15 protein-coding genes are annotated in these 13,573 nt (G+C 44.7%); 3 read left to right on the forward strand and 12 right to left on the reverse strand.

All coding sequences use genetic code 11. From position 1 onward, the window contains the following. Nucleotides 1-32: 32 nt before the first annotated feature. From NQ564_RS08300 to NQ564_RS08310, 3 genes are all read left to right on the forward strand, one after another. Nucleotides 33-275 (forward strand): hypothetical protein, encoded by a 243-nt coding sequence (locus NQ564_RS08300; protein WP_008147932.1) that lies wholly within the window; start codon nt 33-35, stop codon nt 273-275. After that, entirely contained in the window at nt 253-648 is a 396-nt protein-coding gene (locus NQ564_RS08305) for an RteC domain-containing protein (protein WP_039848101.1), read from the forward strand. The genes NQ564_RS08300 and NQ564_RS08305 overlap by 23 nt, the downstream gene beginning before the upstream one ends. 130 nt (nt 649-778) lie before the next feature. Continuing rightward, complete coding sequence (locus NQ564_RS08310) at nt 779-1,111, forward strand: helix-turn-helix domain-containing protein (RefSeq protein ID WP_008776959.1); 333 nt, start codon at nt 779-781, stop codon at nt 1,109-1,111. 42 nt (nt 1,112-1,153) lie between these two features. Here the strand turns inward: NQ564_RS08310 and NQ564_RS08315 are convergent, their stop codons facing one another. The 12 genes from NQ564_RS08315 to NQ564_RS08370 form a co-directional block, all read right to left on the reverse strand. After that, entirely contained in the window at nt 1,154-1,873 is a 720-nt protein-coding gene (locus NQ564_RS08315; RefSeq protein ID WP_008147935.1) for a hypothetical protein, read from the reverse strand. A 4-nt stretch (nt 1,874-1,877) separates the two neighbouring features. Further along, a complete protein-coding gene (locus NQ564_RS08320; RefSeq protein ID WP_008147936.1) occupies nt 1,878-2,801 on the reverse strand; it encodes a relaxase/mobilization nuclease domain-containing protein in 924 nt (307 codons plus the stop codon). Further along, entirely contained in the window at nt 2,767-3,150 is a 384-nt protein-coding gene (locus NQ564_RS08325; protein WP_004310825.1) for a MobC family plasmid mobilization relaxosome protein, read from the reverse strand. The genes NQ564_RS08320 and NQ564_RS08325 overlap by 35 nt, the downstream gene beginning before the upstream one ends. 147 nt (nt 3,151-3,297) lie before the next feature. Beyond that, complete coding sequence (locus NQ564_RS08330) at nt 3,298-4,263, reverse strand: toprim domain-containing protein (protein WP_008147938.1); 966 nt, start codon at nt 4,261-4,263, stop codon at nt 3,298-3,300. A 163-nt stretch (nt 4,264-4,426) separates the two neighbouring features. Then, entirely contained in the window at nt 4,427-5,500 is a 1,074-nt protein-coding gene (locus tag NQ564_RS08335) for a P-loop NTPase family protein (protein ID WP_008147941.1), read from the reverse strand. A 5-nt stretch (nt 5,501-5,505) separates the two neighbouring features. Further along, nucleotides 5,506-5,793, reverse strand: coding sequence for a helix-turn-helix domain-containing protein (locus NQ564_RS08340; protein WP_005802192.1), 288 nt, complete (start codon nt 5,791-5,793; stop codon nt 5,506-5,508). Nucleotides 5,794-5,924: 131 nt separating this feature from the next. Continuing rightward, entirely contained in the window at nt 5,925-6,854 is a 930-nt protein-coding gene (locus NQ564_RS08345) for a hypothetical protein (RefSeq protein WP_008147948.1), read from the reverse strand. 111 nt (nt 6,855-6,965) lie between these two features. Further along, nucleotides 6,966-8,159, reverse strand: a complete 1,194-nt coding sequence (locus NQ564_RS08350; RefSeq protein WP_129650019.1) for a site-specific integrase — start codon at nt 8,157-8,159, stop codon at nt 6,966-6,968. 178 nt (nt 8,160-8,337) lie between these two features. Beyond that, entirely contained in the window at nt 8,338-9,291 is a 954-nt protein-coding gene (locus NQ564_RS08355) for a transporter (RefSeq protein ID WP_008147952.1), read from the reverse strand. A 165-nt stretch (nt 9,292-9,456) separates the two neighbouring features. After that, on the reverse strand, nt 9,457-10,542 hold the full coding sequence (gene gcvT / locus NQ564_RS08360; protein WP_008147953.1) for a glycine cleavage system aminomethyltransferase GcvT: 1,086 nt from the start codon (nt 10,540-10,542) through the stop codon (nt 9,457-9,459). Between the two features lie 17 nt (nt 10,543-10,559). Next, on the reverse strand, nt 10,560-11,789 hold the full coding sequence (gene pepT, locus NQ564_RS08365) for a peptidase T (RefSeq protein WP_039848102.1): 1,230 nt from the start codon (nt 11,787-11,789) through the stop codon (nt 10,560-10,562). A gap of 112 nt (nt 11,790-11,901) precedes the next feature. Continuing rightward, nucleotides 11,902-13,308 (reverse strand): amidophosphoribosyltransferase, encoded by a 1,407-nt coding sequence (locus NQ564_RS08370; protein ID WP_008147957.1) that lies wholly within the window; start codon nt 13,306-13,308, stop codon nt 11,902-11,904. Between the last annotated feature and the right edge of the window lie 265 nt (nt 13,309-13,573).

The raw sequence follows: 13,573 nt of genomic DNA on the forward strand, positions 1-13,573 counted from the left end.
GTTGGATTTTATTTTGTGTAATTTATTGCCTAATGGTTAAGAATTTATTAGAACAGAGATTTTTCCGCCTATTGTCGGAATACTCACAATGCAAAGTTTCTGCAAATGAACTAACAGAAGCTATCAATGAATTGGCTACCCACGTAACTGATTTCAGTATTAACGAACAGGATTATAGCGTACTACTCCGCTATTTTTCTTTTGGCTTGTATCGTCTTAAATCGTATCGCACACGGTTTGAGCAAGAAAAAAATACCCTCTTTGCATCTAATTGATGAAGCGATAGAACTTTTAAACACCGAAATACGCCTTGTTGAATGGCGCATCAAATACCCGGAACAGCTACAACAACGCATTAATAAACAAGCTCTTTCTCCTCTTTTTCTTGCAGACAAAACAGCTCTTATCGACATCATGGAAATGATAAGCGGTCTGTTCCTCTCCAAAGACATCGTTTATCAGAACGGAAAGCCTGCCTATTTGGTGGATTTATCCAAAGGTTTTGAATGGTTGTTTAACATCAAGATAAGCGACTGCCACCAAAAACATGAGGACGTGATAAAACGGAAGCCGGGCAAACTCACCGAATTTCTTAATGGACTGGCAAACCTAATCAAAAATGAACATGATAAGAAAGGATATAGATAATCAGCAACTTATGATTTATTTATAGGGGACTCCATTAGTTCCCCTGTAATTTCTTTGCATCCGTTTTTAGAACTTTGCTTCATCAATCGATTGACAAATAAGAATGTATAATCTGAAACATGAAGCAATTATGTATATAGAGAATGACGAATTTGGTGAATGGATGCAGAAGCTGTATGCCAAACTGGAAGAACTCTGCAAAGATGTACGGGTACTGCGCAATGCCGACAGGGTACTGCCCGAAGATGACAACCTATTGGATAATCAGGACTTGTGCCTGCTGTTCAAAGTAAGTATCAAGACCCTGCAACGCTACCGGGCTATCGGTGCGCTGCCGTACTTCACAATCAGCGGAAAAGTATATTACAAGGCTTCCGATGTTCGGGAATTCATCAAGGAGCGGTTTAGTGTTACAACCTTACGCCAGTTTGAGAAAGAACACTGCACGAAGAAAAAGAAGTGAATTAAAAAAGCCGGAGCGGTTTTGCTCCGGCTTTGCTTTGGTTTATGGCTTGCCCAACTTATCGGCTTCCTCCTTTAGCTGTTCGGCTTGCTCGTTCAACAGCCTTGCACGTTCCAGTGTTTCCACCTGCCTTTGGATGCGGTATTCAAAATCCATCACTGAATCGGTCAGACTTCGGATAAAACCGTTATCCCGTTGCCACTTGAACTTGTTTTCCAGCATATCAAGAGTTTCCCCGTCTGCCTGTCCTTGCATCAGCAAATAGCGGTATTTCATATCGTTGTCCTGCAACTGCTGCATACGTTCAGCCAAACGGACATTCAAGAATATGGAAGCGAAACAGATAACCAGCACTGCCGAAAAAAGAAACAATCCCGGACGAATCCAAGAAGCGACCTTGTTGTAAATCCGCTGATAGAACGGTAAGGGTGCAGCTTCCTCTTTATCCGTCTTGCAAGAGCCCAAAGCATCAATCATTACCTTGAAACAACGATAGGTTTCCAATACTATTTTCTTGGTGTCCTCGATATGTTTCTGCTGACCTTGCATCCTGTTCCTTATCTCGTCAAGCTGGCTTTGGATAGCTTGTAAATCCTTTTCGGGAACAGCCGGGTTACTGTGCAGTTCCGACAATGCCTGTTCGATTGCGTTCAGCCTTTCGAGAGTTTCCTCCCGACTGGCTGGCGTTACCTGTGCTTCCTGCTTCTCTTTCAGTTCAGTAACCATTGAGAGAAGCCCCTCTAAAATCAAATTTTCCTCCATGTATTTACAGTTTAAGTTGTTTTTTCTTTTTCTTCTTCTTTCTCAAAAAGGAATCATCGGGCATTTCATCAGCCGGGGCTGACAAACCGGAGAACAGACCGCCTAAACCTGCAATAAAAGAATTATCCGTTTTGTCGGGTGCTGATACTAATTTCTGAACCGGTGCGGTAACCGTCTGCTTATTGCTTCCGACTGTCGTTTGCCCTACATCCCCAAAACATTTATCCAGTTTGGAGAAACTGAAACTGCGGTCTATCTCCGAACCCTTGAACGTGTATTCACCTTTGGAAAAGGAGATGCCTTGTATCTCACCCGTTTGCCCCTTGTACTTGAATTGGATAGTAATACCCTTTTCCGCTAACCGCTGCTGTAACTGCTGCCAGTTCTTGGACTTCCCGATTTCATTCTTTACAGCGTTGTAAATCTCGTATTTCGATTTGTCCGGCTCTTTCAAGCGGTGCTGCTTCACCTGTTCTTTTCCACCAGCAAAATAAAGCCCGTGCTTGGCTTTCAGCTTCTTGCATACCTGCTCGTTACGGTACATATCGTTCCTGTCCGAAATGGTCTTGCCGTTGTTGTCAATACGGTTGAATACGATATGCACATGTGGGTGTTCCCGGTCTTGATGGCGCACGATGATGTACTGCGTATCGGTGATTTTCATTTCACGCATATATTCCTGCGCAAGCTGTATCATCTTCTCGTCTGTCAATTTGGGTGCATCCACTACCGAATAGCTTAGCGCAATATGTCCGACTGGCTTTTTTAAGTCGGGATTCATCCCGGTCTGCATACAGAAGCTGCGGATTATATCTCCCCGGCTTTCTGTCAGTACCCCGTCCGCATGGAGCAAAGCTGCCTGTTCCTTGCCTAACACATAGTTTACGCAGCCCTTAAACCCGCTTCCCTTTTTTATTTTTCCAATCATCCGACAACTGGTTTATAATTTCGACAATCCTGTTTTTGAGTTTCACCAGTTCCACCGCCACCAGTGCGAAACCTCCGGCATTCGCCCGATGCGCCAGTTGGTTGATGTTGTTGGCTTCCCCTGCCAACTTACGGATGGTGTCCGCATCCTGCCTGTTCAGCCGGGGTATGACCTCTGCCGAAACAACCGCCTGCCTTACATACTCACTGACACGCAACCCGGCTTCCCCGGCTCGCTTCCTGATGGCGTAATACTGCAACTCGGTCAGCTTCGTGCTGACTACCCGTTGCTGCTTCTCTATCCGTTTCTTTGCCGGACGTCCCCCCGGCTTATCCTTTATATTCGTCATAGGTTTTTACATTTAAATGGTATCTTAAAAATTGCGACCAACGGGAGAAATTTTCTTTGCTGTCAAGCAAAGCAAGGTAGTTTCGGTTTACCGAAACATAACCTTGCTCTCCAAATTAAACCGCCTGCCGTTGGTAATCCTGCCGGACTAAATGCCCCTGCCCCTTTTCTGTCTTGGGGCGGCACGTTGTCCGGTTTCCTGCTTTATCTCCTGCGCTTGGCTGGTGCTGTTCTTCTGTTCCTGCTTCCTGCCGCACAGGTAATCGTTCAAGTCCGAATACCCCCTGTAATTGTCCGAGAAGTCACGCACACGATAGGTATATTCCAACGTAATAGCCTGTGTTGCCTTATACCCCGTCTCGTCATTGTCAAGCATACAGTGGATGCGTTCATACGGATACAGCACGTCAATAGCTTTCGGCACATTGACAGTAGAGTTGAGTATGACATAATCCTGCCTGTCAAGGTCGGGCATGGTCGGGCAGTTCTTCACCCGGAGCGTGAGGAAAGAAAGATAGTCCATAAAACCCTCGAATACCAAACATTTCTCTCTCGGCTCTCCCTGCTGCCGTATATGGGTGATGTCTTTCGGGGCGATGCAGCCTTTGAAAAAGGAATTGCGAACCTCGTAACCTCCTGCCATGTTCGGGAAACCGATAGCAAAGAACGGTCTGCCGTTATTGGTAAAATGGAGTTCCTTACATTCTCTTTTTGCCAGTTCGACATTGATACCCCGTCCCTGCAAGTAACGGAGCAATGCCGGATGGGTCAAGTCACGGACTTCCAAATGTTGGAAACTCGGTTCTGTCCTACGCTGGGGAAAAGAAAAACTGACCGGGCGGACGTGCGGTGTCTGTTCCGCTATCCGGTTTAAAAGGTATGGCAGGCTGTCAGAGTAATAGAGTTCCTTTGCCAATGCGATAATGTTGCCGCCCTTGCCTGCGCCAAAGTCATACCAAAGGTTGCGGTCAGTGTTCACCTTGAAAGACGGTTCGTGTTCCTCCCTTAACGGTGATTTGTACCATAAGCCGTTGCCCTGCTGCTTGACAGGAGAGTAGCCTAAACTGTGCAGATAGTCTGCGATGGGTATTTGTTTCACATCTTCGATGTTCATAACATTTTCTTTTTTTGGGATTAAAAAATAGTTGAAAAGTGCGCCAGTCCTGTTTAGTCCGTTATATATATACCCGTACCATACTAAACCTGCTTGTTCCGATACAGGGAAATAGTAAGTCCGTTCCTCTTATATATACACCCGGACTAAACCAAACTGACTTTTAATAATGGAAATCGGGATTATAGCGGTAGCCCTTGCCCTCTTTCACAATCATGCGCTTGTTCACAAGGAACTTGTTAAGTTCCACATGGATATTGCGTCCACGCTTATAGCCGATACTCGCATAACCCTGTTTCAAGGTCTTTAGGACATTCTCGTAACCATATATAACCTGTTTGCCAAAACCGTTTTCCAAAGCTGTCCTGTGTTGTTGCTCCGTCAGTTCTGCCAGTGGAAAGCCCCTGTCTTGGCTGGGCTGCTTGAATACATAACCGTCCACAGCTTCCGGCAATGCGCTGTCGTTGATACGGAATGCGAACGGGTCAAACTCCCGGTCACGTATGTGCATCGCCTTTACCTCACTTATGTTGCCGTCCTGCGTGCTTTTGGTAATTTGCAGGACGGTTTCAGCCTTGTTGTTCAGTTCCGTACCGATATGTCCCCTTGTATTGTCATCCCCCTTGTTTAAATGTAGAACAGTATGGATATGCAGGTTATATCCGCTTGACCAGCGCATCAAGAGGTTGATTAGGTCGGTTGATTCGCTGGGGCTGTTGATGTCATACATCAAGTCACGGATTCCGTCAATGATGAGCAACCCCACATCGGGCATATTTTCAAGCATATAGCCGATAATCTGTTTCCGTTTGTCGGGTGTCTGCTCCCTTAGCACGATGAAAATAAAATCGTCCCTGTCCTTGTCGGTAGGTAGTCCGGCAAGCCGCAAAATACGCTCCATGACCTTGTAGCAATGGTATTTGCTCTGCTCGGTATCGACATAAAGGATTTTCCGTTTGTTCGGTGGCAGGTATGCCGAATACTTCAGTACCTCGTCATTCTTCAACGCTGCCGCAACGATAGCGGAAATGTTGAATGTCTTTTTGCTCTTGGCTTTACCCGTGGATGCGCTGAAATTACCCAGCGTGCCAATGGTAGAGCCGTTCACCCAAAGTATTTCGGGCGGCACCTCGTAAGTGTCCGTCACCTTTAGATGAATGGTTTTCCAAAGGGCTGCGAAATCCTCTTTCTGCATGGTGATGTCCTGCCCGGCTTCTGTCGCTTTTCTATTTTCCATAGCCGTTATTTCTTTAGAGGACGGTTAAGGATATACTTCTGCGCTTCCTGCTCTATCTGCGCCTGCGTCTTGACCGGGTTCTGACGCAACCATGCTTCCAACTCCGCTTTCTCAAAATAAAGCATTTTGCCCTGCGGCTTGTAATGGGGTATCAAGTTACCCGAAGTCAGCTTGTACAGGTAACTTTTAGAAAGGTTCAAGAACTTGCTCGCTTCATCGAAGCTAAGCACGTTCTTTGAAAGGAACACTAAATTTTCGAGTTCTGCAACTCGCTTCTCAATACTTGTTTCCATATAACAAAAGTATTTGCATTAGACAATATGGAGTGTATGCCCTCCGGTTTCTTGTAATCGATTACGGGGGCAAAAGTATTGAGGAATAGCTTGATAGCGGATTAAGCTATGTTTGAGGTCTTAACCTATTCTTAAAGTTTTTTCAGTTGTTTGATATAGTTGCTGATGATTGCATAATCTTTTTCATATTCCAGCCCTTTTACATAATTGGCGGCTGTGGCTAAATCACCTTGATTCAGATATTTATCTTTCTTTATATTCTTCGTAACAAACAACTTACTCTTTGCTATAACCGATTGCCAGTTAGGTGTTATCAAACCATGATTGCTTAACTCCGAAAAAAGAAAAGCTACCAGCCTGTTGTTATTAGACCTAAATATAACTTTAGGCTTACAGGCAAGTATCGCTTTCAAATCTTCAAAGGTCATAGGGACATTGAAAATCTCTACTTCATTGATACACTCTACCAATAACTCTATTTGCCTATCGTTTAAAACAGACTTAAAAGGATTTTCAGTTTTAGCAATATGGGGTATAATTTTAGGCTCTTGGTATTTATCTTGAATTGGTTGCGGTTCTTCCCGTCCCTGTTGTGGTTGCATTTCCGCTTGCACCTTATTTTCTTTCTTTTTTCGCAAGTATGCCGAATATCTTTCTAACACAACAACTTTGACTATTACGGAGAAATAAGGCAGTTCTTCATCATAAACCGTATTATCTTGTTCATACCGGGAATAATCAAATGAAAGAGGATTAAACGACATGTATTTTCTTTTCTCATCAGATTTCAAAGATTCATAAAAACCACTTTCCCAAAAGAAATCAGATACTGAATAAAAACTTTGAATATCATTCAATACAGAATAGCGAATATATAGTTGAACCAACTCATCAACAGTACGAATATATTCTTGCCGTTCCAGTTTATCAGCCTGTTCTTCATTAAGATATACAGATTTAGCGGCAATGCTGTCTGTTAAAACTTGGCTGGCATGATTGATACAGCGGTTAAATATACCTTGTATATGGTCGAATTTTATTTTCAGTTCTTCTTCTATCATAATATTCTATGTTTCAGTTAGTAGAAACAAAGATATATTTTTCCGACTAAACAAAGGCAAAAAAAGAAAGAAAGTACGGTTATGTCGCAGTTCCCGTACTTTCTTTTTTAATCAGTCCGTCAAATTCGGTATCAAACTTACAGCTTCTTCTTTTTTCTTATCAACAATCTTCGCATAAATTTGGGTTGTGGCAATATTTTTATGCCCTAACAGTTTGCTAACCGTATACAAATCAGCCCCCAATGTAAGCATCATAGTAGCATGGGTATGGCGGGCAACATGAAACGAGATATGCTTAATAACCCCTGCATCTTTCGCCCATTTTTGAAGTATTTTATTTATAGTCCCCTCATGCGTCAAAGGAAAAATCAAATCATCGCCTTTTGCTTCATTTTGTTGCGGCAGCCACTTTAACGCTTCATCGGATATAGGCAGATAAAGCGGCTCTTTGGTTTTCTGCATCTTGATTTCAATTCTTATTCTCTCACCGCTTTTCTGCAAATCGTTCCACTTCAATTTTCTTATATCGCTAACACGCAGTCCACACAAACAACTGAAAAGAAAGGCTTGTTTCATTATCTCATACTTGCACTCTGTACCAATAAGTAATTTCAACTCGTCTATTGTCAAATACTCCCTGCGGCTGACTTCCGCTTTTACCTTACTGGCAAAATCAAACTCTTTTGTAGGATTCACCGTAATAATTCCCTCTTTATAAGCTCTGTTTATAGCAGTACGCAACACTCCATAATAGGCTATAACTGAATTATTGCTTAACACTCCCCCAGTTTTTAACAAGCCAAACTTGCTTGCTTTCTTCGCTTGCTTCAAGAAATCTACAAAGCTATTTAAGAAATCCTTATCTATATCACGAAAAGCGATATAATCCCCTCTGAACAACTTTAGCTCACGGATAGTATTACCGACAGTCTTTTCATAGTTCAAACTGCCACGCTCTTTAGATTGGCTTCTTATACCCATTAAATAATCAATCACATTCGCTTTTGATTTGTTGGTGTTCTGAAAGCCGTGTGCATCATTTTGTAACTCCACTATCCTCTTACTCTGAATCGCTTTTGCAAGAGCCAATGTAGCTTCGTTCTTCGCCTTATCCTCCCTCGTTTTTTCGGGTATAAGGTACAACTTCAAAAATTCATATTGCCGTTTACCGCCAACATAATTTTCTTTTCTAATAACATCACCTGTATAGTAGTCCAAATAAATAGACTGGTTGCCATTGGCAAGCTGCTTGAATCTAATCCTTACAGGTTCTTTCAATTTAACTTCTTGTTTTTTCTTCGCCATAATTATGTTCTTATTTTGTTACCGATACAAATATAACGATTTGTTTTGTTACTCCAATGAATACGGGTAACAAAATAGTAACAAAATAAAGGCATTTATTAGACTAAACAAGAAAACAAGGAAAATAAAGGAAATTACACCAAATAAATACAAAACATTAAATATCAACATCTTATATTTAATATTTCATCTCATTTTTTCTCTTTTTCCACAACTGCCAACTATTGATAATGTTTTGCCACAGGACGTATGATCCGGGGCCAACTGAAGAAAGCGGGGCCAGATAGGTATAGGCCATCCAGATGGCAAGTACGGTGTTTTTCTGTCCAAGGGCTTGTCCAGCACTGATACGGTCGGAATAACGGGTTCCGATCTGTTTACCCAAATAAAACTGGATGGCGCAGGTTACTAATCCGGCCAAGGCTATCAACAGCTCCACTCCTACCGGAGCATTGCTTTCGGCAAGAGACTTCACAGTCTGTGCCGTCACGATGGCAAGCGCAACACCCCAAAGATAGAAAGCAAGATCGCGGAACCCCAACAGGTAATGATGCAGCTTCGGAAGGAAATAGCGGAATAACATCGCCAGAAAAAACGGACATAACAACAAAGGGAACACTTTGCTCAATATCTTCAGGAAAGCAACCATAAAAGTTATATCAGCATGAGGTTCTACCAACGGAAACATCAACGGGACGACTGCCGCCGCCAAAATGTTCGACAGCAATGTATAAGTCGTCAGGCTGGACGCACTCCCTCCCAACTTACCGGTGATAACAGCCGCGGCCGTAGCCGTCGGGCAGATCAGGCAAACCATCGCACCCTCGAAAACCTCCTTGTAGGCACCATCCATCTTCACGAATATCAATAACACAGCTACCAATGAAGCCGAAGCAAGCTGGAACAACAGCAACCATCCATGCCAGGGAGAAGGCATCAACTCGTGTGGTTGCACTTTGCAGAAAGTCAGCAATAATTGTGCAAAGATCAGGGCAGGAGTCAGATAAGAGATAAAAGAACTCATAAATGGTTTTGTCGGCTCCAGAAAAGCGAAGTTGGCAAAGATAAAATAACCTAATGCACCGGCGAGCATCGCAACAGGCAATGTCCAGTTTTTCAGAAAATTCAACATAGAAACAGCATGTTTTTTATTCGGGATGCAAACTTACAAAACATCTCCCACTTCCCGCACTATAATCACAATAAAATCCAAAGCACAACAAAACCCGTAGGGTTACGGGTCATAATGCATAGCTTTACACCCTCTAACCCTATGGGTTTTCCTATCTATCTCGCCTTACTTGCGAAACGGCGCTTTTACGACTTGGGCTTTCAAGTTGCGCCCCCGGACTTTGATACAGATTTCCGTCCCGGCTTTTGCGAATTCCGGTTTCACATATCCCATACCGATACCCTTCTTCAATACTGGCGACATGGTTCCGGATGTTACCACACCAATGATATTGTCTTCGGCATCGGCAATCTCATAGCCGTGACGAGGAATACCTTTGTCAACCAGCTCGAAGGCACACAGCTTGCGGGTAACGCCTTCTTTCTTCTGGCGTTCCAGTTCGGCACGATTGGTGAAATTCTTGCCTTCGACGAACTTGGTGATCCAACCCAGGCCAGCTTCGATCGGCGATGTCGTATCGTCGAGGTCGTTACCGTACAGGCAGAAGCCCATTTCCAGGCGCAGCGTGTCGCGTGCGCCCAAGCCGATCGGCTTGATCCCTTCAGGCTTGCCGGCTTCGAAGATGGCATTCCAGATCGTCATGGCATCGTCCAGGTAGAAATAAAGTTCGAAACCACCGGCTCCGGTATATCCCGTATTGGAAATGATGACGTTCTTGCAACCTGCAAATTCGCCCGTCACAAACGCATAGTAAGGGATGGAAGACAGGTCGACCGGCGTCAGGCGTTGTAAAACCTCAACAGCTTTCGGTCCCTGGATAGCCAACTGTGCGGTACGGTCGGAAGAGTTCTCCAGTTCCGCCCCCACCGTATTATGGCTTACACACCAGTCCCAATCTTTGGCGATGTTGCCCGCGTTGACAACCAAAAGATATTTTTCCGGCTCATAATGATAGACCAGCAGGTCGTCCACAATGCCGCCCTTGTCATTCGGGAAGCAAGTATATTGAGCTTTGCCGATCGGCAACACGGAAGCATCGTTCGAGGTGATACCCTGGATGAATGCCAGCGCGTTCGGACCTTTTACCCAGAACTCGCCCATGTGGGAGACATCGAACACACCTACACCGTTCACAACGGTCATGTGTTCGTCGATTATACCGGTGTATTCGATCGGCATGTTGAAACCTGCAAATTCATGCATTTTGGCACCGAGTGCGATGTGCACGTCGGTAAACGGAGTTGTTTTCATGATTTATGATTTGTGATTTATGATGTATAATTACCTTTGACTAACAATTCTGCTATTTTAATGATCGTCTCCATACTCTTTTCAAGCGACTTGACCGGGAGAAATTCATAACGTCCGTGGAAATTCAACCCGCCTGCGAAGATATTCGGGCAAGGCAGCCCCATGAAAGAAAGACGCGCACCGTCCGTTCCTCCGCGGATCGGTTTCACAAGAGGCTTGACACCGGCTTCCTTCATTGCATCGAACGCCAGATCCACAATAAACTTCTTCGGTTCGACCACTTCACGCATATTGTAATACTGGTCGCGCATTTCAAGCGTCGTGCTGCCCGGATGCATCTCGTTCATTCGTTTCACCAGCTCATGCAGCAACTCTTTCTTTTGCTCGAAAGCGGTGCGCACATGGTCACGTATGATATAAGAAAGGGAAGCCTCCTCAACCGTTCCGCCCATGCCGGTCAGATGGAAAAAGCCTTCATAACCGGTCGTATGTTCGGGACGCTGTGCAACAGGCAGCCAAGAGGCGAACTCTACCGCCAGCAACGATGCGTTCAGCATCTTATCCTTGGCATATCCCGGATGTACGTTCAGCCCTTTGAAAACAACTTTGGCTCCGGCAGCATTGAAGTTCTCGTATTCCAGCTCGCCGATCTGTCCGCCGTCGATCGTATAGGCCCATTCACAACCAAACTTTTCGACATCGAAATAGTCGGCTCCGGCTCCGATCTCTTCATCGGGCGTAAACCCGATACGGATCTTGCCGTGTTCGATTTCCGGATGATCCTTCAAGTATTTCATGGAGGCGATGATAGCAGCCACGCCTCCCTTATCATCCGCTCCTAACAGAGTCTTGCCGTTGGTCACGATGATATCCTGCTCTTTATAATCGTTCAGTTCGGGAAACATAAGCGGCGAAAGCACCACGTTTTCTTCGGCGCACAACACGATATCTCCCCCTTTATAATTCACGATACGCGGCTCGACATCCTTGCCTGACATATCAGGACTGGTATCCAAATGGGCGATAAATCCGATCGTCGGAACCTCCTTCGCCGTATTGGCGGGCAAAGTAGCCATCAGGTAGCTCTTGTCATCGAGAGTGATATCTTCCAATCCTATCTCTTCCAACTCTTTTACCAATGCTTCGGCAAACACACGTTGTCCCGGCGTACTGGGAGTCACACCCGTAGTTTCACTCGACTCGGTATCGAACGTCACATACTTCAAAAATCTATCTGTTACAGTCATAAGCTTATCATTAATGTTACAAGCCATAAAAGTAATCAAAGTGTCACTAACAACAAAAAAATCATGCGCATTTCTGCACATGATTTTCCTTATTCCATCCGATCATATCTCTTTAAAAACAGCTGCTTCCGTCGAAACAATGTGTACAAACTTTACATTTCGGTAAGCCGATTGCCTCGATGAGTGTTTCCAGCGTATTGAACTTTAACGAGCTCAGGCCGAAACGTTCGGCAATGATCTGCACCATCTTTTGATATTCCGGCGAGTCGGTCGTCGCATATTTTTCCAGGTTCTTGTTCTCGTCTCCTTCCAGCTCCTTGATGATCCGGCGGGTGATCAGTTCGAGCGGACTCTTCGACGAAGTAAAGCCGAGGAACGGGCAGCCATAGATAAGAGGCGGGCAGGCAATACGCATATGCACCTCTTTTGCTCCGTAATCATACAGGATATTCACATTGTCGCGAAGCTGCGTACCGCGTACGATCGAGTCATCACAAAACAGAATCCGCTTACCCTCCAGCATAGCCCGGTTAGGGATCAGTTTCATTTTCGCGACAAGCGAACGCAACTCTTGATTAGCCGGAGTGAAACTACGCGGCCAGGTCGGTGTGTATTTGGCTATCGCCCGATGGTAAGGAGCCCCTTTACCTTCGGCATACCCCAAAGCCATCCCTACGCCCGAATCGGGGATACCGCAAACACAATCCACTTCACTCTCGTCCTTCTTCCCCATCTTGTAGCCACTTTGGAAACGGACCTCCTCGACATTCCTGCCTTCGTAACAAGAAACCGGGAAACCGTAATACACCCAAAGGAAAGAGCAGACTTGCATCTGTTCGTTCGGTTGGCGCATCTGCTCGATGCTGTCGGCACGCAAGCGAAGGATTTCGCCCGGCCCGACAAATCGGTCTATTTCATAATCCAAGTTAGGCAAACTGCTCGATTCGCTGGTAGCGGCATAGGCTCCGTCTTTTTTACCTATAATAATAGGTGTACGTCCCCACTTGTCACGGGCCACGATGATACCGTCTTCCGTCAGCAACAGCATGGAACAGGAACCTTTGATCCGGTCGTAGACATTTTCAATACCTTCGACAAAATTCTTTCCCTGCGTAATCAGCAACGCTACCAGTTCGGTCTGGTTCGTCTTGCCCGAACTCAGTTCGGAGAAGTGCATATTCGCTTTCAGCAAATCCTGTTCCAATTCCTCGATGTTATTTATCTTGGCAACCGTCACGATGGCGAACTTACCGAGATGGGAGTTGATGACAATCGGCTGCGCATCCGTATCGCTGATGATACCGATTCCGGCATTTCCCACAAACTTGTCGAGAGCAGGCTCGAACTTTGTACGAAAATAAGAACTTTCCAGATTGTGAATCGAACGGGTAAAACCAGCTTCCTTATCGTATGTAGCCATACCGCCGCGCCGGGTCCCCAAATGAGAATTATAGTCGGTGCCATAGAATAAATCAGTTGAACAGGCCGACTTAGAAATAGTTCCGAAAAAACCACCCATTGTAAATAGTGTTTTTGATTTTTGAATTTGGTTGCAAAGGTACAAGATTATTTACAAAATGTCACTACTACCCCATCAAAATCGAATTTATACCCCATGTATTTAGAATTAGTAGCAAGGGTAATATTTTTTAACAAAGCTATTTCACATCAATGTCCTGTTTTCACTACCAAAACGACAAATAGAACTTTCCAACAAATTACATGCTCAAATATTTTGCATACATTTTTTAACACACCTAAAAACAAAAGGTTTCCAACCACTT

The organism is Parabacteroides johnsonii DSM 18315, assembly GCF_025151045.1.
GTDB classification, from domain to species: Bacteria; Bacteroidota; Bacteroidia; order Bacteroidales; family Tannerellaceae; genus Parabacteroides; species Parabacteroides johnsonii.